The sequence below is a fragment of the Pseudonocardia sp. WMMC193 genome (assembly GCF_021728735.1).
Taxonomy (GTDB): Bacteria; Actinomycetota; Actinomycetes; order Mycobacteriales; family Pseudonocardiaceae; genus Pseudonocardia; species Pseudonocardia oroxyli.
In genome coordinates this window covers 5568724-5593570 of record NZ_JAKKDO010000003.1, presented here as the reverse complement: position 1 = coordinate 5593570, position 24847 = coordinate 5568724, and the positions used below count along the sequence as shown (strand labels likewise).

Here is a 24847-nt window from a genome sequence, read left to right as displayed (position 1 = left end):
GATCGATGCAGACCGCACCCCACCGCGAGTACGAGCTCGACCTGGTGCTCGACAAGAAGGAGACCCTGGCCGACGGCGTCGTGCAGCTGACGCTGCGCAGCGCCGACGGTGCCGACCTGCCCGAGTGGGAGCCCGGCGCGCACATCGATCTCGTCCTCACCGACGACCTCGTCCGGCAGTACTCGCTGTGCGGGGACCCGGCCGAGCGCTCGGTCCTGCAGGTCGCGGTGCTGCGCGAGCCCGCCGGCCGCGGCGGCTCCGCCCACGTCCACGACACCCTCGCCGAGGGCGACACCGTGCACGTGCGCGGCCCCCGCAACCACTTCGCGCTGGTCGCGGCCGCCCGCTACGTGTTCGTCGCGGGCGGGATCGGCATCACCCCGATCCTGCCGATGCTCGCGCAGGCCGAGGCGGCGGGGGCGGACTGGCGGCTCGTCTACGGCGGCCGCACCCGCTCGTCGATGGCCTTCCGGGACCGGCTGGAGCAGGCCTACCCGGGCAAGGTCGCCGTGCGCCCGATGGACGAGGTCGGCCTGCTCGACCTGCCCACCATCCTCGCGGAGCCGAGCACGGACGTCGCGGTCTACTGCTGCGGCCCCGAGGCCCTGCTCGCCGCCGTCGAGGAGCAGTGTTCCCGCTGGCCGCAGGGCGCCCTGCACCTGGAGCGGTTCGCCCCCAAGGCCGGCGCGACGGACGGCCCGATGCAGTCCTTCGAGATCGAGCTCTCCCGGTCCGGCACGACGCTCACGGTGCCCGCCGACCGGTCGATCCTCGACGTCGTCGAGGCGTCCGGCGTTCCGGTGCTGTCCTCGTGCCAGGAGGGCACCTGCGGGACGTGCGAGACCGCCGTCCTCGACGGGGTCCCGGACCACCGCGACTCCCTGCTCACCGACGAGGAGCAGGCCGCGAACGACACCATGATGATCTGCGTGTCGCGGTCCTGCTCCGCCCGTCTCGTGCTGGACCTGTGACCCCGTGATCCCCACGATCCCCGTCCTCGACGACGACCCGTTCGGCGACGAGATCCTCACCGACCCCTACCCCTTCCACCAGCGCCTGCGCGACAGCGGCCCGGTGGTCCACCTGCGGCGCTACGGCATCTGGGCCATGGGCCGCTACGCGGAGGTCCACGCCGCGCTCACCGACCCGGCGACCTTCTGTTCCAGCCGCGGCGCCGGGCTCTCGGACTTCCACAGGGAGAAGCCCTGGCGCCCGCCCAGCCTGCTGCTGGAGGCCGACCCGCCGACCCACACCGCCACCCGCAAGGCGATGAGCGCCGTCATCGCCCCGCGGACCGTGCGCCGCTTCCGGGAGGGCTTCACGGCGAGCGCGGAGGCCATCGCCGACGAGCTCGTCGCCCGCGGCGAGTTCGACGCCGTCACCGACCTGGCCGAGCGCTACCCGCTGCAGGTGTTCCCGGACATCGTCGGGCTGCCGGTCGAGGGCCGGGAGAACCTGCTGCCCTACGGCGGGCTCGCCTTCAACGCCTTCGGACCCCGCAACGCCCTGCTCGAGGAGGCGCTGGCCGCCGCGGCGCCCGTGCAGGAGTGGATCTGGAACAGCTGCCAACGGGACGCGCTGAGCCCCGACGGGCTCGGCGCCGCGATCTGGGCCGCCGCCGACGCAGGCGAGATCACCCACGAGCAGGCACCCATGCTCGTCCGATCGCTGCTCTCCGCGGGGGTCGACACGACCGTGCACGGCATCGCGAACACCGTGGCGGCGCTCGCCGCCCACCCCGAGCAGTGGGCGGCCCTGCACGCCGACCCCACCCTCGCGAAGTTCGCCTTCGACGAGGCCCTGCGCTACGCCGGGCCGGTGCAGACCTTCTTCCGCACCACCACCCGCGAGGTCGAGGTGGCGGGCATCGTGATCCCCGAGGGCGAGAAGATGCTGCTGTTCCTCGCCTCCGCCAACCGCGACCCCCGCAAGTGGGGCCCGGACGCCGACCGGCTGGACATCACGCGCCGGGCCTCGGGCCACGTCGCCTTCGGCATGGGCATCCACCAGTGCGTCGGCCAGCCGATCGCCCGCCTCGAGATCGAGCTCGTCCTGACCGCGCTCGCCCGGCGGATCGCCCGCCTCGAACCGCTCGGGGATCCCGTGCCGAAGCTGAACAACACCCTCAAGGGCTGGCAGAGCGTGCCCGTGCGCGCCCACGCCGGTGGTTGAGGCGCGCCGCCGGGGGAAGCCACCGGGGCATGGACCCCGAACTGACCCTGACGGTCGACGGCGCCACCCACACCACCACCTGCGACACCCGGACCTCGCTGCTGGACCTGCTCCGTCAGCGCCTCGGGATCACGAGCCCGAAGAAGGGCTGTGACCACGGGCAGTGCGGCGCCTGCACCGTCCTGGTCGACGGCAGGCGGGTGCTGAGCTGCCTGATCCTGGCCGTCACCCGAGACGGTGCGGAGGTGGTGACGGCGGCCGGGATCGACGGGCCGCTCCCGCAGGCCTTCCAGGAGGCCGACGGCCTCCAGTGCGGCTACTGCACGCCCGGCCAGGTGTGCTCGGCCGCGGGCGTGCTCGACGAGCACGCCCGCGGCCTGCCCAGCGTCGTCACCGCCGACCTCACCGACACCCCCGCGCTCGACGACGCCGAGATCGCCGAGCGGATGAGCGGGAACCTGTGCCGCTGCGGTGCCTACAAGGGCATCCGGGAGGCCGTGCGGACCGTGGCCGGGGCGGCGACGCGATGAGGCCCTTCGCCTACGACCGCCCGGACACCGCCGCGGCCGCGGTCGCCGCGGTGGCCGACCGCCCGGACGCCGCCTTCCTCGCCGGCGGCACCAACCTCGTCGACCACCTCCGGCTCGGGATCGCCGACCCCGGCCTGCTGGTGGACGTCACGTCGCTGACCTCCACCGAGATCGTCGACATCGACGGCGGCCTGCGGATCGGGGCGGGCGTGACCAACGCCGACCTCGCCGCCGACCCGCGGGTGCGCGCCCGGCTGCCGGTGCTCGCCGCGGCGCTGCTGTCCGGGGCGTCCGGCCAGCTGCGCAACATGGCCACGACCGGCGGGAACCCGCTGCAGCGCACCCGCTGCCCGTACTTCCAGGATCCGGCGAGCGCGTGCAACAAGCGCATGCCGGGCTCCGGCTGCGCCGCGATCGGCGGCGCCACCCGCAACCACGCGATCCTGGGGACGTCCGAGCACTGCATCGCCACGCACCCGTCGGACATGGCGGTGGCGCTGGCCGCCCTCGACACGCAGGTGCGGATCCTCGGGCCCGACGGCGGCCGGACGCTCGCGTTCACCGACCTGCACCGGCTGCCCGGTGACACCCCCGAGCAGGACACCGAGCTGGCGCACGGCGAGCTGATCACCGCCATCGACGTCGCCTACCCGAAGGGCCGCCACGCCTACCGCAAGGTGCGGGACCGGGCGTCGTACGCGTTCGCCCTGGTCTCGGTCGCCGCGGTGCTCGACGTCGTCGACGGGACGGTCCTGGACGCCCGGATCGCGCTCGGCGGCGTGGCCCACACGCCGTGGCGGGCGGTCCGCGCCGAGAACGCCCTGCGCGGCGGCCCCGCGACCGAGGAGGCCTTCGCGGCCGCGGCGGAGGCCGAGCTCGCCGACGCCCGCCCCCAGCCCGGGTTCGACGGCGGCAACGCCTTCAAGATCCCGCTCGCCCGGCGCACCCTGACCGCCACACTGCGGCAGACCACACCGAGGGAGACGGCATGACCGACCTGCTCGAGCCCCACGCGATCGGCCGGGACCTGCGGCGCCGCGACGGTGAGCTCAAGGTCCGCGGCGCCGCCGTCTACGCGGACGAGACCCCCGTGCCGGAGGGCGCGGGCCCGCCCGCCTACTGCCGCGTGGTCACCTCGACGGTCGCCCGCGGCCGGATCGTCGACCTGGACACGACCGCGGCCGAGGCCCTCGACGGCGTGCAGCGGGTCCTCACCCACGCCACCGCCGAGCACCTGGCGTCCACCGAGGACCGCGAGCTGGCCGTGCTGCAGGACGCCGAGGTGGGCTTCCGCGGGCAGATCGTGGCCGCGGTGCTCGCCGACAGCGACGAGATCGCCCGGGAGGCCGCCGGACTCGTCGAGGTCCGCTACGCCGCCGAGGCCACGGACGCCGAGCTGCGCGCCGACCGCACGGACCTCTACACCCCGGAGAAGGTCAACGCGGGCCACGAGACGGACACCGCGACCGGGAACATGGACGACGCGCTGGCGCTGGCACCCGTCACGCTCGAACGCACCTACCGCACGCCGATGCAGCACAACAACCCGATGGAGCCGCACGCCACCTCGGCGCTCTGGACCGGCACGCACCTGACGCTGTGGGACTCCACCCAGTCGGTGCACCGCGTGCGGGACACCGTGGTGCAGGTCTTCGGCCTCGCGCCGGAGCAGGTCCGGGTGGTGTGCCCGTACGTCGGCGGCGGGTTCGGGTCGAAGGGCACCCCGCACGCGAACGTCGTCACGGCGGCGCTGGCGGCCCGTGCGCTGCCGGGGCGGCTCGTCCGGTTCGCGCTGACCCGCCAGGAGATGTTCGCCCTGGCAGGCCACCGGACGCCGACCATCCAGCGGCTCCAGCTCGCCGCCGAGCGCGACGGGACGCTGCGCGGCATCGCGATCGACGTCGTCGAGCAGACGTCGAAGGTCAAGGAGTTCGCGGAGCAGACCGGCGTGCCCACCCGCACGATGTACGCCGCGCCCAACCGCCGCACCACCCACCGCCTCGCCGCGCTCGACGTCCCCGTCCCCTCCTGGATGCGGGCGCCGGGCGAATGCCCCGGCATGTTCGGGCCCGAGGTCGCGCTCGACGAGCTGGCCGTCGAACTGGGCATCGACCCCGTCGAGCTGCGGATCCGCAACGAGCCCGAGGTCGACCCGGAGACCGGCAGGCCGTTCTCCTCCCGCAACCTCGTCGCCTGCCTGCGCGCGGGGGCCGAGCGGTTCGGCTGGGCCGACCGCGACCCCGAGCCGGGGACGCGGCGGGTCGACGGCTGGTGGGTCGGCACGGGCGTGGCCGCGTCAGTTTACCCGACCATCCGGATGACGAAGTCCACGGCGACGGTGCGCCGCGAGGGCGGCCGCTACGTCGGCCGGATCGGCGCCGCCGACCTCGGGACCGGCGCGTACACGGTGCTGCCGCAGATCCTCGCCGACGCCCTCGGCGTGGACGAGGCCCGGGTCGACGTGCTGCTCGGCGACACCGACCTGCCCGAGGCGTCGGTGGCGGGCGGCTCGTCCGGCACCACGACCTGGGGGTCCGCGCTGGTGGAGGCCGCGCGGGAGTTCCGGGACAAGTTCGGCGACGACCCGCGCGAGGGCGACGAGGCCGCCGCCGACGTGCCGCCCAACCCGGCCGAGCAGGACTACGTGATGTCGGCCTTCGGCGCGCAGTTCGCCGAGGTCCGGGTGCACGCCGACACCGGCGAGGTGCGGGTGCCGCGGCTGTACGGGGTGTTCGCGTGCGGCCGGATCGTGAACCCGCGCACCGCCCGCTCGCAGCTGCTCGGCGGCATGACGATGGGCCTCGGCATGGCCCTGCACGAGCAGAGCCTGCTCGACCCGCGCACCGGCGCGGTCGTCAACCACGACCTGGCCGAGTACCACGTGCCCGCGAACGCGGACGTCGCCGACCTGCAGGCGCACTGGCTCGACGAGGACGACCCCCACGTGAACCCCATGGGCTCCAAGGGGGTCGGCGAGATCGGCATCGTCGGCACCGCGGCCGCGGTGGCCAACGCGGCCTGGCACGCCACCGGCGTCCGGGTCCGCGACCTCCCGATCACCCTGGACAAGGTCCTGGGCTGACCGCTGCCGCATCCCACCGAGGTCGTGAGCGGCGATAGTCGCCAGAGCGACCATCGCCGCTCACGGGGTCTCGGGTTCCCAGCGGTGGGCGTACTGACCGAGGGGCTGGAGGGCGCGCAGGAGCTCGCGGCCCCGCTGCGTGGTGCGGTAGCGGACGCTCACCGGGATGGTCGGGGTCACGATCCGCTCGATGAGGCCCGCCTCCTCGAGCTCGCGGAGCCGGACGGTCAGCATCCGGCTCGACAGCCCGTCGACGCGGTGCTCGATCTCGGAGAACCGCTCGGCACCGAGGCCCACGGCGAGGAGGATCCCGCTGGTCCAGCGCCGCCCCACCACCTCCATGATCCCGGAGACGCGACGGCACTCCTCGTCGCTGATGTGCAGAGGTGGCTCAGTCACTTATCAAAGGTAAGTCGCTTACCCCGTGGTTGTCGACGGTGATCTCCGGCGGCACGCTGGAGACATGCCCGACTACGGCCATCCACTCCGCTTCGGCAGCTTCGTCACCCCCGCCCACGCCACACCCCGGCGTCCGGTGGACCTGGCGGTGCTGAGCGAGGATCTGGGCCTGGATCTGGTGACCTTCCAGGACCACCCCTACCAGGCGTCGTTCCACGACACCTGGACCCTGCTCACGTGGGTCGCGGCGCGGACCTCCCGCATCCACGTGGCGGGCAACGTGCTCAACCTGCCGCTGCGACCGCCCGCGGTGCTCGCCCGCGCACTCGCGAGCCTGGACCTGCTCAGCGACGGCCGGGCCGAGCTCGGGATCGGGACGGGCGGGTACTTCGACGCGATCGCCACGATGACCGGTGGCCCCGCCCTGACCCCCGGCGAGGCGGTGACCGCGCTGGACGAGGCGCTCGACGTCATCCGGGGGATCTGGGACGTCGCCGACCCGACGCCGTTGTACGCGGGCGGGGAGCACCACCGCGTCGCCGGGGCGGCGCGCGGCCCGGCCCCGGCGCACGACATCCCGATCTGGGTGGGCGCGCGGCAGCGGCGGATGCAACAGCTCATCGGGCGCAAGGGAGACGGGTGGCTGCCGAGCCTGCCCTGGCTGAAGCCCGGCGACCTGGCCGCGGGCAACCGGGTGATCGACGAGGCCGCCCGCGCCGCGGGTCGCGATCCGCGCACGATCCAGCGGCTGCTCAACGTCACTCCCCAGTACTCGGCGGCCGCGCTCGCCGAGCGGGCGATCGAGGACGGCGTCGGCGTCTTCATCCTGGCGAGCGACGACCCGGCGGAGATCCGGCGGTTCGCCGAGGTCACCGCGCCGGAGATCCGCGAGCGGGTCGGCGAGGCGCGCCGCCGCGGCGGGTCCGCCCCGGCGGCGCGCACCGTCGCGTCCTTCGCGGGCGACCCGGTGCCCGCCGCGCTCGCGGAGCGGGCGATCCTGCCGGGTGACCCCGGCTACGCCCGCTACACCTCGGGGTACTTCCGCGGCGCCCGGCCGGGGATGGTGCTGCGCCCGCAGACCGTCGCCGAGGTCCGGGAGGCCGTGCGGTTCGCGGCCCGCCACCGAGACGTCCCGCTCGGGCTGTTCAGCGGCGGGCACGGGCTGTCCGGCCGCTCGCTCAACGACGGCGGGCTCGTCCTGGCGCTCGACGCCCTGAACGAGATCTCCGTGTCCGGCGACCGGGTGCGGGTCGGGCCGGGCGCCCACTGGGCCGAGGTCGCGCAGGCGCTCGCCCCGCACGGGCTCGCGATCACCGCGGGCGACGCGGGCGGGGTCGGCGTCGGCGGGCTGGCAACCACCGCGGGGATCGGCTGGTTCGCGCGCGAGCACGGTCTGACGATCGACCTGCTCCGGTCCGTGGACGTGGTGACCGCGGCGGGCGACCTGGTGCACGCGAGCGCCACCGAGCATCCCGACCTGTTCTGGGCGATGCGGGGCGCGGGCGCCAACTTCGGGGTCGCGGTGTCCTTCGAGTTCGACGCCCATCCCGTTCCGGGGCAGGTCGGGTTCGGCGTCCTGGTGTTCGCCCCGGACGACGTCGCCGCGTTCCTCGAGGGGTGGGGCGCGGCGATCGAGGCCGCCCACCCGAGCGTCACCGGGACGCTCATGACCACCCCCGGCCGGCGGGGGATGCCGGCGCCGGTGCACGCCATCGTGGTCGTCGACTCCGACGATCCCGACGTCGTGCTCGAGCGGCTGCAGCCGCTCGCCGACCTCGCCCCGCTGGTCGACCACTCGGTCCGGATGACGCCGTACGCAGGCCTGCTCGCCGACCAACCCGGTGCGGAGAGCCAACACGGGCAGGGGGAGCCGCACAGCCACTCGGGCCTGGTCCGCCACCTCACCCCGGAGCTCGCGGCAGGCCTCGCCGACCTCCTCGCCTCGGGCTCCCCGTTCCTGCTCAGTGTCCGGTCGGCGGGCGGCGCGGTGGGCGACACCCCGGCGGACGCCACCGCCTACGCCTGGCGGGACGCGAACTTCCTGCTCGTCACCCTCGGGGGCGGCTCGCCGGACTTCGAGCGCCGGTGGGCCGAGCTCGTCTCGCAGTTCGAGGGCATGTACCTCAGCTTCGAGACCGACACCGGCCCCGAGGTCCTCGCCCGCGCGTTCCCGCCCGAGCACCTCAAGCGCCTGCGGGCGCTCAAGCGCGAGTGGGACCCGGACCTGCTCTTCCGCGACAACTTCCCGATCGACCCGGACGCGGACTGACCCGGACGGAGTCGGAGCCGCCGTCAGCCCCCACCGGGCGGAGGTGGGGGGTCGGTCACGCCGGCACCGGGGCCAGCACCGACCGACAGATCCCCTCCGCCTGCTCCGGGGTGAGCCAACGGGGGAACCCGGGGATCGCCGCCACCGCGTCGTCGAGGGCCCCGCGCACCCGGGTGACGTCGGCGGGATCGGGGTCGAATCCGAGGTTGACGGCGAGCTGGCGGGCCATGGCGTCGGTGCTCAGGCTGTCCCACACCCAGCGGACGTCCGCGCCGACGGTGTCGGCGTGCAGGCAGCCGGAGACCGGCGGGAACGAGCGTTCGCCGTCGCGGAGGCAGCCGAGGACGTCCCCGGGGGTGCTCTTCAGGTAGGCGTACTCGCCGGTCACGGCCTTGAACCTCGGCCGGGGCACCCCCATCTCGCGCATCACGACGTCCGCCAGCTCCTGCAGACCCTCGGTGCGGATCCCGGTGTCCACGCCGTAGAGCACGTCGAGCGCGGTCACGACCTCCTCCAGCGCGGCGAACCCGCAGCGGTAGGAGACGCCGTTGACCGAGACGTCCGGATGGGCGCCCGCGGTGGCCGCGGCCAGCGCGTCGGCGGTGGCGAGACCGAAGTCGTCGTGGGCGTGCATGGTGAGCGGGACGTCCCGGGGGAGCCCGGCCCGGATCCGCCTCACGAAGAGCTTCATCGCCTCGGGGTGCAGGCTGCTCGTGGAGTCCATCAGGTCGATCCGGACGGCACCCAGGTCGGCGGCCAGGGTCGCGGCCCGCATGAGCTGGGCGAAATCCCGGCGCCCGGCCTGCGCGAGGATCAGGGTGAACTCGATCCCCGCGTCCGCGGCGTGGCCGACGATCTGTTCGAGCCGCGCGAACTGCACCTTCTCGGCCTCGGGGGTGGGGGCGGGCACGATCCCGGGCGACATCAGCGTGGTGCCGATCCCGGCCAGGAGGTCGACGACCTCCCGGCCCCGTTCACCGATCAGCGTGTCCGCGTACACGGAGGTCCGGAAGCCGAAGCCGCCGGCGAGGATCTCGCGGACCAGCTCGAGCTCGCGGGGGTTGGGGTCCGCGTCGCCCCACCAGTCGAGGTTGAGGCTCTCCTGCGTGATCCCGACGCCGTCGAGCGCCTCCGCGATGCGCAGGAACCCGTCGAGCGAGGTCGTCGCGCCCGCGGTGTAGCGGGCCTTGCGCAGAGTGCTGTCCAGCAGCACGACGGGATCGGGGAAGTCGAGCCCCGCGGTGGCTTCGGGATCGAAGTCGACGGCGCTCACCCAGTGGCGGCCCTCGACGCGGGCCTGCCGGGACTCGTTGATCACTGGTCTCCCTCTCAGAGCTGGTACAGGCCGCGCGGGAAGGTGGTGAGCCACTCCGCCCCGGTCGCGGTGATCACGGCCATGTCCCCGGCACACACGTGGCCGAGCTCGGGGACGGTGAAGTTGGGATGCACCTCGACGACCATGTTCTCGGCCATCGCCACGCCCGCCGGGTCGAGCGTGCGGTCCCGTCGGGCGTTGAGGTCGCGGGCCATCCCCGGCTCGACGTAGTTGAGCCCGAGGCCGTGGCAGGACTGGAAGCGGAAGGGGTCGGTGTCCCGGGTGAACGGGCAGTGCGCGTCGATGGCGTTCTCGATGACGTCGCCGACCTCGTGCAGCTTGGCCCCCGGACGCATGGCGGCCAGCGCGGCGTCCTGGATGTCGATCAGGATGTCCGCGTACTCGCGCAGCCTCGGCGAGGCCGTGCCGCGCACGCCGATCCGCAGGCTCTGGGCGAAGTAGCCCTGGTAGGTGAGGCTCGTGCCGAGCTGGACGCGGTCCTCCGGCCCGATCGCCGGGGCCGTCTCCATCATCTCCATGTAGGTGGTGACGGGCTTCTCCCCAATCGCCAGCCACGTCGTGGGGGTGCCTGCCCCGCGCTCGCGGCCCGCGTTCTCGACGGCCGCCATCAGCCGGGCGCCGCTCATGCCCGGGACCACGGACTGCTCCATCGCGGTGTGGACCATCGCGTCGGAGATCTGCGCGCCGATGCGGTGCATCGCGACCTCCTCCGGGTCTCGGTGCAGCCGCAGCTCGTCGACGGCGGGCTCGGCGTCGAGCACCGGGTGTCCGGCGAGCGCCTCGGTCGCGGCGGCGTACAGCGGGGCCGCCATCTCGGACCAGCCGACGGTCCCGACGGTCCCGGCGCCGGTCAGCGCGGCGCGGATCTCCTCGGGGTAGCGGGTCACGGCCCCGGCGCGGACGATCTCGCCGAACCAGCCGGCGCGGGTCTCGAAGGCGCGGGTGTCGTGCGGGCCCATGGTCAGCACTCGGGGGCGGCCGTCGAGCGGGACGACGACCACCGCCGGGATGCCGCCGGTCATCCAGCCGGTGAGGTAGCGGACGTACCCCGCGGTGGTGGTGCGCGAGCCCAGGTTGGCCGGGCCGCCGTAGACGACGAGGGCGTCGACCCCGGCGTCGGCCATCCACCGACGGACGCGGGCCAGCCGGCCGTCGAGGACCTGACGGCTGATCTCCGTCGGGTGCTGCAGAACGCTGGTCATCGGACTCCTGCCGGTAGCAGGGAGCGCAGGTGGGCGGCGCTCCGGTGGATGTAGCTGCGGGCCTCCGGCACGCCGAAGGGCGCGGCGGCGTAGGCGTCGACGGAGGGGATGAGGCCGGCGCGGATGCGCGCCTCGGCGTCCCTGACGAGGGCGGCGTGGGCCCTGCGCTCGGCCTCGGTGACGTCCGGGTGGGCCGCGACGAACGCCGGGTCCGCGGACTCGACGAGCATGTCCAGCGGGGCGCCGGAGCGCGGCTGGTCGGTCTCCATCGAGAGGTTGAGGTCGGGGCGGGCGGCCGCGAGCACCGGCAGGATCGCCGCGAAGTCCACGACTCCGGTCCCCGACGGCCGCATCTGGTACCGCAGCCCGCCGGGCGCTCCGACGAGCACGGCGTCCTTCAGGTGGGTCTGCCGGACGTGGGGCGCCACCCGGTGCGCGGCGGCGACCGGATCCTCGAGCCGCTGCAGCACGTTGGCGGTGTCGAACACGATCCCCGCGACGTCGGGCCCCGTCTGCTCGACGAGCCGGACAACCTCGAACGAGGTGATCTCCTCGTGCGTCTCCAGGTTGAGGTGGATGCCCAGGTCCCGGGCGATCGGGGCGAGTAGCTGGAGGAACGAGCGGATGGCCCGGAGCTGCTCGGCCCAGCTGACGTCCGTGCGGAACCGGTCGTAGGCGAACCGGCCGCGGAAGGCGGACTGGTAGTTGGCGGTGCCGATCCAGAGCTCGCGGCAGTCGATCTCCGCGCAGGCCTGCATCATCCGCCGGAAGCCGAGGACCACGTCGCCGTCGCCGATCCGGCGCAGCTCCGGCGTCTCCGGGGACGCGTACGGGTTGACCTTCCCGAGCCCGCTCTCCAGGTACATCCCCAGGTCGTCCGCGACGGCGCGGGTCTCGGCGAGCAGGCAGGCGTCGAGCGTGGGGCTCATGTCCAGGACGGTCCGGAAGAACACGCCCTCCATCCCCAGCTCGTGCGCCGTCCGCAGCACGGAGACCGGGTCACCCGGAACCGCTCCGGGGATCTTGCGCCCGTCGATGCCCAGCTTCACGCCACACCTCGCACGCTCGGATCGGGTACCGGCACCGCGGCCAGCAGTGCCCGCGTATAGGCCTCTCGGGGCGCGCCGAGCACGGCGTCCGCGGGCCCCTCCTCGACGAGCCGTCCGTTGTGGAGGACGGTGACCTGCGCGCAGATCTGTCGGACGACGGCGAGGTCGTGCGCCACGAACAGGATCGTCAGCCCGAGGCTCTCCTGCATGTCCTGCAACAGGTTCAGGATCTGCGCCTGCACCGAGACGTCCAGTGCGGACACCGGCTCGTCGCACACCAGCAGCCGCGGTTCCACGGCGAGCGCCCGCGCGATCGCGATGCGCTGGCGCTGCCCGCCGGAGAACGAGCGCGGGTACCGGTCGAGGTCGCGGGCGTCGAGCCCGACGGACTCCAGCAGCTCCGCGACGCGGTCCCGGCGGCCCTTCGGGTGCAGGCCGTGCACCGCCATCCCCTCGGAGACGATCTGCTGCACCGTCATCCGCGGATCGAGGCTCGAGGTCGGGTCCTGGTGGACGAGCTGGATCTCGCGGCGCAGCCGCTTCCGCTCGGCCCCGCGGGCTCGGACCACGTCGACGCCGTCGTAGACGACCTCGCCGTCGTCCGGGCGCTGCAGACCGACGCAGCACCGCAGCGCGGTCGTCTTGCCCGAGCCGGACTCGCCGACCAGCCCGGTGATCGTGCCCTCCTCGACGCGCAGGTAGACGTCGTCGAGGGCGGTGACCGGCGCGCGGCCGAAGGACCGGAAGGTCACGTCGACGGCGCGCATCTCCAGGAGCGTCGTCATGCGAACACCTCCGTGCCGTAGACGTGGCAGGCCACCGAGCCACCGGCGGTCGTGGGTCGGGCCGGCGGGATCTCCACGCCGCACACCTCCTTGCGGTGGGGACAGCGCGGCGCGAACGCGCAGGCCGCCGCGGGCCGGTGTCGGGGATGCGGCGGCGCGCCGGGGATGGTGGTGAGCCTGCGGGGACGGCGGTCGATCCGGGGGACCGCGGTGAGCAGCCCGGCCGTGTACGGGTGCGCCGGCCCGGCGAACGTGGCACCCACCGGGTCGTCGTGCACCTTGCGGCCCGCGTACATGACGGCGACCCGGTCGGCGAAGCCCGCGACGATCCCCAGGTCGTGGGTGATCAACAGGACGGTCAGGCCGCGCTCCCGGGACACCCGGTCCAGCAGCGTGAGCACCTGCTCCTGGACGCGGACGTCGAGCGCGGTCGTCGGTTCGTCGGCGATGAGCAGCTCGGGCTCGGCGGCCAGCGCGATGCCGATGACCACCCGCTGGCGCATGCCGCCGGAGAACTCGTGCGGATAGCCCCCGGCGCGGGTCGCCGCGTTCGCGACGCCGAGCTCGTCGAGCACCTCGACGGCACGCACCCGAGCGGCCTTCTTGGACAGCCCGCCGAGCCGCAGGGGCTCCGCGACCTGCTCACCGACGGTCATCAGCGGGTCCAGCGAGCCGAGGGGGTCCTGGAACACCATGCCCATGGAGTCGCGGCGGACCCGTCGCATCTCCGCCTCGGACTTGGCCAACAGCTCCTCGCCCGCGAACCGGACGGAGCCGGAGAGCCGCAGGCCCGGGTCGAGCCGCATCAGCGCGCGGGCGGTGACGGACTTGCCGGAACCGGACTCCCCGACCAGCGCGAGCCGCTCGCCGCGGTGCACGGTGAGGTCGAGGTCCTCGACCAGCCGCGTCCCCCCGGCGGTGACGCCGAGCCGGGTGACCTCCATCAGCGGTTCCGTCATCACAGGCGTCCTTCCAGGTCGGGCTGGAACCGGGTGCGCAGCACGTCGCCGAGCAGGCCGAACGCGATCGCGGTGATCGCGATCGCCAGCCCGGGCGCGAGGGCAGGCCACCAGGCGGTCGAGATGTCTCCCTTCGCGGCGGTCACCGCGGCGCCCCACTCGGCGCTGGGGGGCTGGGCCGCGACGCCCACGAAGGACATCGCGCCGAGGACCAGGATCGTGTTGCCGACGTCCCCCGCCCACTTCACGACCATGACGTCGAGCGAGTTGGGCAGCACGTGCCGGGCCATCAGCCGGACCCGGGAGACGCCGAGCAGCTCGGCACTCTCCACATAGGGCTGCGAGGCCGTCTCGCGCATGATCCCGCGCAGCAGCCGCGCGGTGTACGGCCAGCCGGTGGCGATCATGGCGATGATCGCCGAGGGCAGGCTGGGGCCGAGCGCGGCGGCGACGCCGAGGGCGAAGATGATCGGCGGGATGGCCAGGCCCGCGTCGACGAACCGCATGACGATCTCGTCGACCCAGCGTCCCCCCAGCGTGGCCAGCGTGGCGACCACCGTGCCGATGACCGAGAACCCCGCGACGATCGCGACGGAGGACAGCACGGAGGCACGGGCGCCCGCCACCACCCGCCACAGGACGTCCCGCCCCTGCTGGTCGGTGCCGAACCAGTGCGCCGCGCTCGGCGGCTGGAGCGCGTCGAGGATGTTCGAGTCGTCGATGGTCGCGGGCGCGACGAGCGGACCGACGATCGCGACGAGCACGACCAGGCCCACGAGGACGAAGACGGCGACGTCCATGCCGGGCATCCGGGCGAGCCTGCGCCTGCCGGTGCCCACCCGGCGGCCGAGGTCGGCGACGAGGGTCATCGTCCCAGCTCCGCGCTGCGCAGCCGCGGGTCGCGGGCCAGCTGGATCATGTCGACCACGAAGTTGGTCAGCACGACCACCACGCCGACGACGAGCACGCCGCTGAGCACGGCGTACGTGTCCTTCTGGGCGACGGCGGTGGTGAGGTAGGAGCCGAGCCCGCTGAGCCCGAAGATCCCCTCGACCAGCACGGCGGTCGCCACCATCGTGCCGAACTCGATGCCCAGCACGGTCAGGGCGGGGCCCGCGGCGTTGGGCAGGGCGTGCCTGCGCAGCAGCATCCCGGTGGGCATCCCCGTGGCGCGGGCGACGGTCATGTGGTCCCGACCGAGGACGCTCACCAGCTCCGCCCGCAGGGCCCGGAAGAGCTGGCCGGCGAAGGGCAGCATGAGCACCGCGGCGGGCAGCAGCAGGTGCTGGAAGGCGTTCCACGCGGCCGCGACGTTCCCGGCGAGCAGCGAGTCCAGCATCGTCGAACCGGTCCGGGTGGGGACCTCGATGCCGCGCGAGAGTCGCCCGGAGATCGGCAGGACCTGCCAGCGCGTCCCCAGCAGGTACTGCAGCTCCAGGGCGATCCAGAAGGTGGGCAGCGAGCCCGCCACGAGCCAGGCCAGGCGCGTGCCGACGTCTCGGGGCCGGTCCTGGTGCAGCGCCGACGCCACCGCCGCAGGCACCACGACCAGCACCATCAGGACGGCCGCGAGCACCACGAGCTCGAGGGTCTGGGGCAGCACGGCGAGGATGTCCGCCCCGACCGCGCGGCCGGTGGCGATCGACGTGCCGAGGTCTCCGTGCGCCAGGTTCTCGAGGTAGTGCCCGAGCTGGACCGGCAACGGCCGGTCCAGCCCGAGCCGCGCGCTCACCGCGGCCACCTGCTCCGGCGTGGCGGACTCTCCGGCGGCGACGTGTGCCTCGTCGCCGGGGATCGCCTTCGTCATGAGGAAGACGATGATCGCCAGGAAGAAGAGCGTGACGACGACGGTGCCGGTCCGACGGAACACGAACGGGAGACCGCCGCGGGCGGTCGCGGTGGCGACGCTCATGCCACCCGCACCCCCTTGAGCGACAGCGGGTACACGGTCTGGCTGGCGGTGATGCCGGTCAGGCCCGTCCGGTAGCCGACGGGGGCGGTGAGGGTGTACATGCTGACCGAGGGCGCGTCGGCGTTGATCAGGTTCTGCGCCTGCTGGTACATGGTGCACCGGGCGGCCGTGTCCGAGGTCGTGGCGGCCTGGTCGAGCAACGCGTCGACCTGCGGGTTGTGGTAGGCCGCCCGGTTCGTGCCGGTGGACTTCGAGTCGTAGGCCTTGGTCAGGTAGACGCCCGGGTCCGGGAGCGCCGCGGTGTCCTGCAGCAGCATGAGCTGCGGGATGGTGTCCGGGTTGCCGAGCGAGCTGAGGTAGTCCGCGAAGGCGATCGGCTGCAGGTCGAGCGTCACGCCGATCTTGCGCAGGTCGGACTGGAACAGCGTGGCCTCGCGGGCCTGGTCGGTGATGGCGGGCTGGAACCGCATGGTCAGGTGCAGGTCGGTGATCCCGGCCTGCGCCAGCGTCTGCTTGGCCAGGTCGAGGTTCTGGCTGAACGCGGGCGAGCTCGTGAGGCACGGCATCGTCTGCGGCAGCGGGCCGTTCTCCACGGTGCCCTTGCCCCCGCGGATCTGGTCGAGGCCGCCCGAGTAGTCGTAGGCGAGCTGCAGCGCCTTGCGGACGGCGACGTTCGCCGTCGGGCCGTTGGCGGTGTTCATGAACATGTACGCGCCGTTGGGCACCTTCAGGTCCGCCACGGTCACGCCGTCCGCCCCGGCCAGCGCGGCCGCGTCCGGCGACTGCAGGGCGAGGGCGATGTCGAGGTTGCCCGCCTTGAGCTCGTCGCGCTTGGTCGGGCTCTCGTCGATGCGGCGGAAGGTGTACTGGCTGGGCCGCTTCGCGTCGAAGTCCCAGTAGCCGGCGAACCGCTGCGCGACGACGTCTCCGGTGCCGGTCGTGATCGCGTACGGGCCGGAGCCTGCGTCGTGGCTCTGCAGCCAGGTCTGGCCGTCGTCCGTCCCCGCGTTCGCGGTGACCAGCGCCTTCTCGAGGATGTAGAGCTTGCTCAGCGTGCCCGGGAACAGCCCGTTCGGTGCGGTGAGAGTGATGGTGAGGTGGGTCGGGTCGGTGACCGTGGTCGATCCGTAGCCGTTGAGGTAGGACGCGATCCCGACGCCGACCTTCTTGTAGCGGTCGAGGGTGTAGGCCACGTCGTCGGCGGTGAGCGGGGACCCGTCGTGGAAGGTGACGCCGTCCCGCAGGGTGATCGCGACGGACGTCGCGTCCGGGGCCAGGGAGAACTCGGTGGCCAGGCTGCCGACGAGCGTGTTCTGCGCGTCGTAGGTGACCAGCGTGTCGTACGCGACGTCGGCGATCGTGTTGGTCTGGTTGTAGTCGCTGCGGATCGGGTCGAGGGTGTTGAGCGGGTTCGAGTAGGCGACCACCAGCGGTGTGTTCGCGGTGTCGGTGCTCGATCCGCTGCTGCTCTGTGCGTCCTGGGCGGCGGCGCAGCCGGCCAGGGCGAGGGCCGCGACGGCGGCGAGGGGGACGAGCCGTGCGAGTGCACGGGTGCGCATCGGAGCTCCTTGGGGGCGGTGGATCGGGTGGCCCGGACGGCCGAAGTGCCTAATGTCTACAGACTTCATCAGGTTTCATGGGTGTCTCGCGCGTAACCAAGCCGTAACCCAACCGGCGGAAACACCCTGTCTCCGGGAGGAAGCGGACGTTTGTGGTATGCCATTACAGCGCCGTCGGCTGGCGCGGTGAAAGATGTAGACAGTAGTCTTCTGGCGTGATCGAGCAGCCGAGTCTCGTCGAGATGGCGAGCGCGGAGATCAAGAAGCTCATCGTCGCGGGGGCCCTCTCCCCCGGCGAGCGCATCTTCGAGCCGCGCCTGGCCGAGCAGCTGGGCATCAGTCGCCCCCCGCTGCGAGAGGCGCTGCGTGCGCTCGCGGCGCAGGACATCCTGACCCAGACCCCCCGCCGCGGCTACCACGTCGTCGAGCTGTCCGATGTGGACGTCGACGAGATCTACTCGTTCCGGGCCGCACTCGAACGGATGGCGCTGGACCTGCTCGTCCCGCAGCTGCCCGATCTCTCGCTCTCGGACCTGGAGGACACGGTCAAGGCGATGTGGTTGGCCGCCGACGAGGGGGACGAGGCCGGGGTGGTGATCGCCAACCGGGCCTTCCACGAGGAGCTCGTCGCGCTCGCCGGGCACCGCAGACTGCTGCGCAGCTACCGGTCCCTGATGGACCAGATGCAGCTGTGCATGTCCCGGAACCTGCGGACCGAGGCCCAGACCGTCGGCGACCTGGCGGCCGGATGTCGTCGACACGACGTGCTGGTCGAGGCGCTGCGCTCCGGAGACCGGGCTCGGATCGACGCCGCGGTGAAGGCGCACGGCGAACGCACCTACCTCCCGCCCGACGGGGAGGGGCCCTGAGCACCCCGCCCTCCGCGAGCGCCGTCGCGGCGGCCGTCGGCGGCGGCACCCGGTCGGCCCGAGAGGTCCTGGACGAGCACCGCGCCCGTGCCGACGCCCACCCCCACCTGAACGCCCTGGTCGCCGAGGACTGGCATCGAGCGGCCGCCGCGGCCGCGAGCATCGACATCCGCCGGTCCCGCGGAGAGCCGCTGGGCCCGTTGGCCGGCGTCCCACTCACGGTGAAGGACGTCGTGGCGGTCGCGGGTCTGCCGCTGACCGCGGGCAGCCGCGCCCTCGCGGGGAACGTCGCCGGGACCACCGCACCCGCGGTGGCCCGGCTGCTGGCCGCGGACGCGGTCCTCGTCGGCAAGACCAACTGCCCCGAGTTCGCCTTCGGGAGCACCTGCGCCAACGACCTGTTCGGCGCCACCGCGAACCCGCGGTTCCCCGAGCGCTCCCCCGGCGGGTCCAGCGGCGGAGAGGCCGCGGCCCTCGCCGCCGGCGTCTCGTCGCTCGGGATCGGCACCGACTTCGGCGGCTCCCTGCGCTGGCCCGCACAGTGCACGGGACTCGTCGCGCTGCGACCGTCGGTCGGCCGCGTCGCCGCGGCCGGACAGGTCCCCGGGCTCGCGGGGTCCGTGGGCGCGACCGACCGGGCCTGGCCGTCGCCCACGTCGATGCAGGGCCGCTTCCAGGTCGTCGGCCCGCTGGCCCGCACCGTCGCCGACCTCGCCCTGGCGCTCGACGTGCTCGCCCCCGGACCCCGGCCCGAGGTCGGACCGGTGCGGATCGGCTGGTCGGACGGGGCACGACTCGGGCCCGTGCGGGCCGAGATCGCCGAGGCGGTCCGCACCGCGGCCGAGTCGCTCGGCCCCGCCCGCGAGGTCCCCGACGCCTTCGCAGGCTGCCTGCAGCCCTACAACGACCTCCGCGCGATCGACCCCATGCACGACCACCTCCGGTCGGTGCGCGGTCGGGAGGAGCTGGTCTCGGCCGCCTGCCTGCAGACCTTCGAGGACTCGCTCGGCGCGGGACCGGACCGGCTCGCGGAGGCCTGGCGCACCGCCCTCGCCGCCCAGGACACCGCGCTCGAGATCTTCGACCGGTTCGACGTCGTCCTGCTCCCCGTCGCGGGCGGTCCAGCCTGCCTGCCCGACGGCACCGTCGAGGTCGACGGTGCGACCGTCGGCGGGTGGGAACTGATGGCCCACTGCCGCGCCGTGACCCTGCTCGGCGCGCCCGCGGTCGCGGTCCCCGTCGCGACCTCGACCGAGGGGCTCCCCATCTCCGTGCAGGTCGTCGCCGCGCCCGGTCGCGACCACCTGGCCCTGGCGGTCGCCGCCGAGCTGGAGCGCGGGTGACCCCGGAGACCGCCGTCGACATCGCCCGGGCCGTCCGGTCGGGTGCGGTCACCGCGAGCGAGGTGCTCGCCGGGTGTCGGGAGCGCGTCGAGGCGCTCGACGACACCCTGCACGCCTTCTGCACCACCGCCTTCGACCAGGCCCGGGCCCGCGCCGCCGAGATCGACGCGGACGTCAAGGCGGGGCGTCCGGTCGGCCCGCTGGCCGGGGTGCCGGTCGCGGTCAAGGACCTCATCCCGACCCGCGACCTGCGGACCACCTCCGGCTCCCTCGCCTACCGTGACCTCGTCCCCGAGGTCGACGACGTCTGCGTCGCGCGGCTGCGGGCCGCCGGGGCACTGATCGTCGGGAAGACGAACGCCTCCGAGTTCGGCTACGGCCCGCGGGGCGAGAACCCGGTCTTCCCGCCCACCCTGAACCCCTGGGACACCCGGCTCACCCCCGGCGGGTCCAGCGCCGGATCGGCCGTGGCGGTCGCGACGGGGATGGTCCCGGTCGCGCTGGGCAGCGACGGCGGCGGCTCCATCCGCGTCCCGGCGGCACTGTGCGGGGTCTACGGGATCAAGCCCGCCATGGGCCGGGTCCCGCTGTGGCCGGGTTGCCGGGACGAGCGGTCCCCGGGGATGTCGAGCTGGGAGTCCCTGGAGCACATCGGCCCGCTGACCCGCACGGTCGCGGACGCCGCGCTGGTCCTCTCCGTGATCGCAGGCCCCGACCCGCGGGACCGGCATTCGATCCCCTGCGACGACGTGGACTGGCACGACCTCACCCTCCCCGCCGGGCTGCGCGTCGGCTACAGCCCCGACCTCGGACACGCCCGCGTCGACCCCGACGTGCGCGCGGTGGTGGAGCGGGCGATCGCGGCCCTCGACGTGCCGGTCCGCCGGCTCGACCTCGACTGGCCCGACCTGCGCGAGACCTTCGACGCGCTCGTCGCCGCCGAGACCGACCTGGTCGGTCTGCGCGAGCTCGCCGCGCGCGTCCCGCTGTCGGCTCCGGTCCGGGCCGTCCTCGACCGGTCCTGGACCGCCGAGCAGTTCACCGACGCGGTCCGCGAACGCAAGGCGGCGGCGAACCGGATGGCGCGGCTGACGGACGAGATCGACATCCTTCTCACCCCGACGGTCTCCACCACCGCGTACGACCGCGCCCTCCCCGGGCCCGCCACCCTCGCCGGCCTCCCCGCCGCGCCGGACGAGTGGACCCCCTTCTCCGCGATCGCCAACCTCACCGGCCGCCCCGCGGCATCGGCACCCGTCGGCCTCACCCCGTCCGGGCTCCCCGTCGGCCTCCAGATCATCGGCCCCCACCTGGGCGACCACCAGGTCCTCGCCGTGTCGCGGCTGATCGAGCAGACGACGTGGATCACGTCGGGGCCACGCCGAGTGGCCTGAACCACGCTCAGCGCGGAGAAGGGCGAGCCGAGGAACCGACCATTGCTCAGCTCAACCAGAGGATCTTGAGCAGGTCGACCTGGCGGCGATCCTCGAGGATCAGGTAGACGACCATGCCCTCGCCGTGCGTCCCGAAGAGCACCGTTCGGACCGGCGCGTCCGGGTAGCCGGCGTTGATGGGCTCACCGCTCCACGGAGCAACCTCGAGCACCGCCCGGTCCCGCCCATCCGCTCCTGGACTATGACGGTTCGCTTCACCGACGCGCGCGGATTTCGGTGGCAGCGCCGTGGAGGAGAACAGCCGACGAGGCTCATCGCGCCAGCGCCCCCAGGGCTCCTGCGGCGGACATCGGATCAGTTCCGCGGTCCCGGAACCGGCTCCCCACACGTAGCAGTACTAGCCGATTATGACGCGCTGATCCCCGAAGTTCGCCACAACATCAACGGTGCCACCAAGAGCCTCGACATAGGCTCGGATGGTTCCCAGCCCAGCACGGCTGAGCTCACCGCGTTCCATGGCGGAGACCGAAGGCTGGGTGACATTCATCCGCTCGGCGAGCTCGCGCTGGGTGACGCCCTGCTCGGTACGGATCTCCTTGAGCTGGTGAGCGCGAACAACTTCGTCGAGATGCGCACGATGGAGAGCGACAGCCTCCTCATTCGGGCGTCGCCTACTGCGAGCCTCACGCCACGTACTAGCCATCAGGCTCCTCCATCCACTGCGCGTACCGCTTCTCGGCCAGCGGAACTGCTTCTCGATACCAGTCATTCCAGCGCCCGGACTTGTCCCCAGCCACCAGCAAGACCGCGTTGCGACGCGGGTCGAAGATGAACAAGATCCGCACCTCCGTCGTGCCTGCCGAGCCCGGTCGAAGCTCCTTCAGGTTGTGCAACCTCGATCCCTTGATCTTGTCGACCAAGGGGCGACCCAGCGTCGGGCCGTCATGCTCCAGCTTGTCGATCGCGGCCGCGACCAGGTCGTACGTAACGTCGTCCAGGTCGTCCAGCAGCCACGCCTCGACCTCGTCGAGCAGCACGACCTCCCAGGACATCCCAAGAATATAGCCCAGGGACTGTACAAGTCCAGGGCTATATGGGGCGTGGGCGCGCACTAGCCACGTACTCCAGCGCAAGACGACCAACCGACAGCACCATCCCGTGCCACGACTCGTGCCACGCGACATCCACAGTGTGAGCAGATCTCCATCTGCGCAGGTCGGAGGGAGCCGGAGGTCGGGATCGAACCGACGACCTACCGCTTACAAGGCGACCTATAGATGCCCACTAGGATGTCTACCTGCGAGAACCCTGCCCAAGCGGCCGGATTTCGTGCCCGTGGTGCACATCGCGGCCCTCGTTCGCACCACGTTTGATCCCACGGGGGCCTCGCAGGGCCGGCCGCGTGCTCGGGAGGGATCCCGCGGACTCGGGCCGATCAGCACGCCAGACAGGTTCAGCGCGCGGGATCACGCAGGGGACCACCAGATGCCGGCGATGGCCGGGAAGAGCGTCGTGAAGGTGCCGACGGCGACGAACTCGAAGCTCCAGAGCTGCCGCCTGGCGGAGACCGCCGTCGATGCGTCGGCCTGCCCGGACACCGCGGCGTCCGCTGCTCGGATCTGGTCTGCCAGCTCGGTCACGAAGGATTGCATGTTCTCGAGCTGGCCCCAGGTCGTTCTCTGCTGCTCGCCGAGCACCTCCATCTCACGGTCAGTCTCAGACTCGCCCGAATGCGTGATGCTTCCGACGTACGTGACGGTCCCCGTCGCAGTACCGGCAGCAAACGCAGCTCCCTGATCGGGTCGTTCACGGTGACGTCCTTCGGCCACACCGCGGCCCGGATCGCTCGGATGAGTGAGTGGACACGGGTCGCCTCGCGTAGTCGTGTGAATTGGAGCCGCCGGACTCAACGACGCCGAGGGTCAGTCCGACTGCGATCAGGCGGCCCCTCCGAGCGTGATCCAGCCAGCGATGACCGGGGTCGCGGGGCGGTGTTGCGGTCGAGGTTCCGCTGCGCGCCGCGTTGCTGCCTGGCGGGGCATCCGAACGATCGTGGCTAACAGCTGCTTAGCCCCTTGCACGGCCTCGACGACTTCGTCGTACATGGCCAGGGGCGGGCGTCTCGACTGGCCTGGAGGTATCGGTCCCCGATCTGGCACAGCCCGGAGTAGGGCGGGATCACGACGTTCAGTTGGGCGACGAACTCGACGGGTCGAGCCTCGGTGGAGTCGCTCTTCAGCGGCGCCGGGCGTTGAGGAGGTCAAGGGGTGAGTCCCGCTGGGCGAGTTCGAGCCGGGAGAAGTGGTCTCCGGCTTCCTTGAGTGCGTTGGCTGTGATCAACTGCGGAGGGTACGAACGGCGGATCCGTCGTACCGCTCCTGGGTGACAGCCGGTCGCCGAAGTGTCACGGTCCGGCGAGATGACCGCCACCCTTATGATCAGACGACATCGTGGGGCCCGCTGAACTCGCGACGGCTGTATGGGACGTATCAAGTCCAGCATTCGGTCGGATTCGGCGACATGATTGTGAAGACGGCAATCTGGAGGCAGAATCGCGCTCTTATATCAACCCACGGCAGAGGGCCAGCGTCGGTGGTTGTCGTCGATCACGACGTGGTGGGTGTGCACCCAGGTGCCCTCCGACGACTCGGCGCCCGCGAGGTGGTCGTGTCCCGCGGAATCGTCGTGGGAGTGTCGGACGACAGTGGTGGTGCCGCTCGCGCACAGCAGCCTGGCCGACACCGCTGCGGTGACCACGATCACGGCCGATGCCGACCAGGCGACGGTGAACCCGGCAAGCGTGCCCACCCATCCGGTGAGCGGGTAGGTGATCAGCCAGCAGCCGTGGGAGAGGGAGAACTGGGCGGCGAAGAGCGCGGGCCGATCCTGAGGGGTGGACGAGGCGCGGATGACCCGGCCGATCGGCACCAGGATGGTGCCCGTGCCGGCGCCAATCGTGACCCACACGGCGGCGGCGAGAGCCCAGCTGGGCGCCAGCGACAACACCACCGCACCTGAAACGGCGAGGACGGCGAGGACGGCGCCCGACAGCATCACCCGCCGCTCCGTCCAGTGGCGCAGCAGGATCGGTGCACCGAGGGCGGCGAGTGCGGTACCCGTGCCGGACGCCGCGAGGAGCAGTGGGACCTGGTTCTCGCCGCCGCCCAACAGGACGCGGACGACGTTAACGGTGCTGACCAGGGTGACCGCTCCGGTTCCCGCGATGACCATGTTCAGAGCCAGCACAGTGCGTAGCCGAGGCGTGCGCGCCATGATCTTCACTCCGGACGAGAGCCGGTCGACGAAGCGGTCCCGGGCGCTGCGCGTGGCGGCGGGTACGGAGGCCCCGTGGACGAGCACCGCGGAGGCGACGAACCCGAACGCGGTGCCGACGAACAGCGTCGAGAAGTCGATGACGAACAGCAGGGCGGCGGCGAGCAGCGGGCTGAGGATGTTCTCCAGGGAGACCGCCACCTGCGAGGCGGACAACGCTGCGGTGAAGTCCCGTTCGTCGGGGAGTACGTCGGGCAGAGTCGACTGGAACACCGGGGTGAAGGCCGCGGACGCCGCCTGCAGCACCGCGATCAGCAGGTAGACCTGCCACACCGAGCCGACCAGGGGCAGTAGGGCGACCACGACCACACGGATCAGGTCCGCACCGACCATCAGGAAACGGCGGGGGACCCGGTCGGCGATCGCGCCGACGAGCGGCGAGACACATACATAGGCGACCATCTTGATGGCCAGAGCGGTGCCGAGGACCTCCCCGGCGCGTTCCCCGGCGAGGTCGTAGGCCAGTAGACCCAGGGCGACGGTCGCCAGTCCGGTCCCGACGAGGGCGATTACCTGGGCGGCGAACAGACGCCGGTAGACCCGGTTGGCCAGCAGGGCACGCATCGAGCGCATCGCCTTTCGGGATGATTGCAAGGGGGGGATCTCACGATAAACGAGAAAATCGATTGCGACAATCGCGCTGATGCCGCCTCA

Annotated in this window: 23 protein-coding genes and 1 tRNA gene; 9 read left to right on the top strand and 15 right to left on the bottom strand. The window is 72.6% G+C overall.

The genetic code is table 11. From position 1 onward, the window contains the following. The first annotated feature begins 5 nt into the window (after window positions 1-5). From L3X23_RS28735 to L3X23_RS28715, 5 genes are read left to right on the top strand one after another with little or no spacing between them, the layout of a single operon-like run. A complete protein-coding gene (locus L3X23_RS28735; RefSeq protein ID WP_237196078.1) occupies window positions 6-971 on the top strand; it encodes a PDR/VanB family oxidoreductase in 966 nt (321 codons plus the stop codon). A 4-nt stretch (window positions 972-975) separates the two neighbouring features. After that, window positions 976-2172, top strand: coding sequence for a cytochrome P450 (locus tag L3X23_RS28730; RefSeq protein ID WP_237196076.1), 1197 nt, complete (start codon window positions 976-978; stop codon window positions 2170-2172). Between the two features lie 29 nt (window positions 2173-2201). Then, on the top strand, window positions 2202-2702 hold the full coding sequence (locus tag L3X23_RS28725; RefSeq protein ID WP_237196073.1) for a (2Fe-2S)-binding protein: 501 nt from the start codon (window positions 2202-2204) through the stop codon (window positions 2700-2702). Then, entirely contained in the window at window positions 2699-3694 is a 996-nt protein-coding gene (locus L3X23_RS28720) for a xanthine dehydrogenase family protein subunit M (RefSeq protein ID WP_237196071.1), read from the top strand. The genes L3X23_RS28725 and L3X23_RS28720 overlap by 4 nt, the downstream gene beginning before the upstream one ends. After that, complete coding sequence (locus tag L3X23_RS28715) at window positions 3691-5784, top strand: xanthine dehydrogenase family protein molybdopterin-binding subunit (protein ID WP_237196069.1); 2094 nt, start codon at window positions 3691-3693, stop codon at window positions 5782-5784. Before L3X23_RS28720 ends, L3X23_RS28715 begins: the two co-directional genes overlap by 4 nt. A 60-nt stretch (window positions 5785-5844) precedes the next feature. Here L3X23_RS28715 and L3X23_RS28710 read toward each other — a convergent pair whose 3' ends face one another. Beyond that, the gene (locus tag L3X23_RS28710; protein WP_237196066.1) at window positions 5845-6183 is read right to left on the bottom strand and encodes a helix-turn-helix domain-containing protein; all 339 of its coding nucleotides are present in this window, start codon (window positions 6181-6183) and stop codon (window positions 5845-5847) included. Window positions 6184-6247: 64 nt separating this feature from the next. Here L3X23_RS28710 and L3X23_RS28705 point away from each other — a divergent pair, with 64 nt between their 5' ends. After that, a complete protein-coding gene (locus tag L3X23_RS28705; protein ID WP_237196064.1) occupies window positions 6248-8452 on the top strand; it encodes an LLM class flavin-dependent oxidoreductase in 2205 nt (734 codons plus the stop codon). Between the two features lie 55 nt (window positions 8453-8507). Here the strand turns inward: L3X23_RS28705 and L3X23_RS28700 are convergent, their stop codons facing one another. The 8 genes from L3X23_RS28700 to L3X23_RS28665 are packed head-to-tail and all read right to left on the bottom strand — an operon-like array spanning window position 8508 to window position 17254. Beyond that, window positions 8508-9770 (bottom strand): hypothetical protein, encoded by a 1263-nt coding sequence (locus tag L3X23_RS28700; RefSeq protein WP_237196062.1) that lies wholly within the window; start codon window positions 9768-9770, stop codon window positions 8508-8510. A gap of 11 nt (window positions 9771-9781) precedes the next feature. Continuing rightward, the gene (locus tag L3X23_RS28695) at window positions 9782-10990 is read right to left on the bottom strand and encodes a Xaa-Pro peptidase family protein (RefSeq protein WP_237196060.1); all 1209 of its coding nucleotides are present in this window, start codon (window positions 10988-10990) and stop codon (window positions 9782-9784) included. Continuing rightward, a complete protein-coding gene (locus tag L3X23_RS28690) occupies window positions 10987-12039 on the bottom strand; it encodes a sugar phosphate isomerase/epimerase (RefSeq protein WP_237196058.1) in 1053 nt (350 codons plus the stop codon). Before L3X23_RS28690 ends, L3X23_RS28695 begins: the two co-directional genes overlap by 4 nt. After that, window positions 12036-12824, bottom strand: a complete 789-nt coding sequence (locus L3X23_RS28685) for an ATP-binding cassette domain-containing protein (protein WP_237196056.1) — start codon at window positions 12822-12824, stop codon at window positions 12036-12038. Before L3X23_RS28685 ends, L3X23_RS28690 begins: the two co-directional genes overlap by 4 nt. Continuing rightward, window positions 12821-13783: an ABC transporter ATP-binding protein gene (locus L3X23_RS28680; RefSeq protein WP_237196054.1), complete on the bottom strand. Its 963-nt coding sequence runs from the start codon at window positions 13781-13783 to the stop codon at window positions 12821-12823. Before L3X23_RS28680 ends, L3X23_RS28685 begins: the two co-directional genes overlap by 4 nt. Next, window positions 13783-14652, bottom strand: a complete 870-nt coding sequence (locus tag L3X23_RS28675; RefSeq protein WP_237196052.1) for an ABC transporter permease — start codon at window positions 14650-14652, stop codon at window positions 13783-13785. The genes L3X23_RS28680 and L3X23_RS28675 overlap by 1 nt, the downstream gene beginning before the upstream one ends. After that, window positions 14649-15695 carry an ABC transporter permease gene (locus L3X23_RS28670; RefSeq protein ID WP_237196050.1) on the bottom strand — a complete coding sequence of 349 codons (1047 nt, stop codon included), beginning with the start codon at window positions 15693-15695 and terminating at the stop codon, window positions 14649-14651. The genes L3X23_RS28675 and L3X23_RS28670 overlap by 4 nt, the downstream gene beginning before the upstream one ends. Then, window positions 15692-17254: an ABC transporter substrate-binding protein gene (locus L3X23_RS28665; RefSeq protein WP_237196049.1), complete on the bottom strand. Its 1563-nt coding sequence runs from the start codon at window positions 17252-17254 to the stop codon at window positions 15692-15694. The genes L3X23_RS28670 and L3X23_RS28665 overlap by 4 nt, the downstream gene beginning before the upstream one ends. Before the next feature lie 215 nt (window positions 17255-17469). On the opposite strand from L3X23_RS28665, the gene L3X23_RS28660 reads away from it, so the two are divergent. Genes L3X23_RS28660 through L3X23_RS28650 form a run of 3 tightly spaced genes read left to right on the top strand, consistent with a single transcriptional unit; the run spans window position 17470 to window position 20860 of the window. Continuing rightward, entirely contained in the window at window positions 17470-18123 is a 654-nt protein-coding gene (locus L3X23_RS28660) for a GntR family transcriptional regulator (protein ID WP_237196046.1), read from the top strand. Then, complete coding sequence (locus L3X23_RS28655) at window positions 18120-19466, top strand: amidase (RefSeq protein WP_237198146.1); 1347 nt, start codon at window positions 18120-18122, stop codon at window positions 19464-19466. Before L3X23_RS28660 ends, L3X23_RS28655 begins: the two co-directional genes overlap by 4 nt. Then, window positions 19463-20860: an amidase gene (locus L3X23_RS28650; RefSeq protein WP_237196045.1), complete on the top strand. Its 1398-nt coding sequence runs from the start codon at window positions 19463-19465 to the stop codon at window positions 20858-20860. The genes L3X23_RS28655 and L3X23_RS28650 overlap by 4 nt, the downstream gene beginning before the upstream one ends. 46 nt (window positions 20861-20906) lie before the next feature. Here the strand turns inward: L3X23_RS28650 and L3X23_RS28645 are convergent, their stop codons facing one another. From L3X23_RS28645 to L3X23_RS28620, 6 genes are all read right to left on the bottom strand, one after another. Beyond that, a complete protein-coding gene (locus L3X23_RS28645) occupies window positions 20907-21071 on the bottom strand; it encodes a hypothetical protein (RefSeq protein WP_237196043.1) in 165 nt (54 codons plus the stop codon). A gap of 186 nt (window positions 21072-21257) precedes the next feature. Next, a complete protein-coding gene (locus L3X23_RS28640) occupies window positions 21258-21563 on the bottom strand; it encodes a helix-turn-helix domain-containing protein (RefSeq protein ID WP_237196041.1) in 306 nt (101 codons plus the stop codon). Continuing rightward, complete coding sequence (locus L3X23_RS28635) at window positions 21556-21912, bottom strand: type II toxin-antitoxin system RelE/ParE family toxin (protein ID WP_237196039.1); 357 nt, start codon at window positions 21910-21912, stop codon at window positions 21556-21558. The genes L3X23_RS28640 and L3X23_RS28635 overlap by 8 nt, the downstream gene beginning before the upstream one ends. A gap of 172 nt (window positions 21913-22084) precedes the next feature. After that, window positions 22085-22161 (bottom strand) — tRNA-Ser (locus L3X23_RS28630). Between the two features lie 165 nt (window positions 22162-22326). Then, window positions 22327-22563 carry a hypothetical protein gene (locus L3X23_RS28625; RefSeq protein ID WP_237196036.1) on the bottom strand — a complete coding sequence of 79 codons (237 nt, stop codon included), beginning with the start codon at window positions 22561-22563 and terminating at the stop codon, window positions 22327-22329. Window positions 22564-23425: 862 nt separating this feature from the next. Then, on the bottom strand, window positions 23426-24757 hold the full coding sequence (locus L3X23_RS28620; RefSeq protein ID WP_237196034.1) for an MFS transporter: 1332 nt from the start codon (window positions 24755-24757) through the stop codon (window positions 23426-23428). Window positions 24758-24847: the final 90 nt, after the last annotated feature.

Coding starts and splice junctions, on each gene's coding strand:
- L3X23_RS28695 (WP_237196060.1), bottom strand. CDS start 10,990: ATGACCAGCGTTCTGCAGCACCCGACGGAGATCAGCCGTCAGGTCCTC.
- L3X23_RS28685 (WP_237196056.1), bottom strand. CDS start 12,824: ATGACGACGCTCCTGGAGATGCGCGCCGTCGACGTGACCTTCCGGTCC.
- L3X23_RS28620 (WP_237196034.1), bottom strand. CDS start 24,757: ATGCGTGCCCTGCTGGCCAACCGGGTCTACCGGCGTCTGTTCGCCGCC.
- L3X23_RS28665 (WP_237196049.1), bottom strand. CDS start 17,254: ATGCGCACCCGTGCACTCGCACGGCTCGTCCCCCTCGCCGCCGTCGCG.
- L3X23_RS28675 (WP_237196052.1), bottom strand. CDS start 14,652: ATGACCCTCGTCGCCGACCTCGGCCGCCGGGTGGGCACCGGCAGGCGC.
- L3X23_RS28715 (WP_237196069.1), top strand. CDS start 3,691: ATGACCGACCTGCTCGAGCCCCACGCGATCGGCCGGGACCTGCGGCGC.
- L3X23_RS28640 (WP_237196041.1), bottom strand. CDS start 21,563: ATGGCTAGTACGTGGCGTGAGGCTCGCAGTAGGCGACGCCCGAATGAG.
- L3X23_RS28635 (WP_237196039.1), bottom strand. CDS start 21,912: ATGTCCTGGGAGGTCGTGCTGCTCGACGAGGTCGAGGCGTGGCTGCTG.
- L3X23_RS28725 (WP_237196073.1), top strand. CDS start 2,202: ATGGACCCCGAACTGACCCTGACGGTCGACGGCGCCACCCACACCACC.
- L3X23_RS28625 (WP_237196036.1), bottom strand. CDS start 22,563: ATGGAGGTGCTCGGCGAGCAGCAGAGAACGACCTGGGGCCAGCTCGAG.
- L3X23_RS28735 (WP_237196078.1), top strand. CDS start 6: ATGCAGACCGCACCCCACCGCGAGTACGAGCTCGACCTGGTGCTCGAC.
- L3X23_RS28705 (WP_237196064.1), top strand. CDS start 6,248: ATGCCCGACTACGGCCATCCACTCCGCTTCGGCAGCTTCGTCACCCCC.
- L3X23_RS28720 (WP_237196071.1), top strand. CDS start 2,699: ATGAGGCCCTTCGCCTACGACCGCCCGGACACCGCCGCGGCCGCGGTC.
- L3X23_RS28680 (WP_237196054.1), bottom strand. CDS start 13,783: ATGACGGAACCGCTGATGGAGGTCACCCGGCTCGGCGTCACCGCCGGG.
- L3X23_RS28670 (WP_237196050.1), bottom strand. CDS start 15,695: ATGAGCGTCGCCACCGCGACCGCCCGCGGCGGTCTCCCGTTCGTGTTC.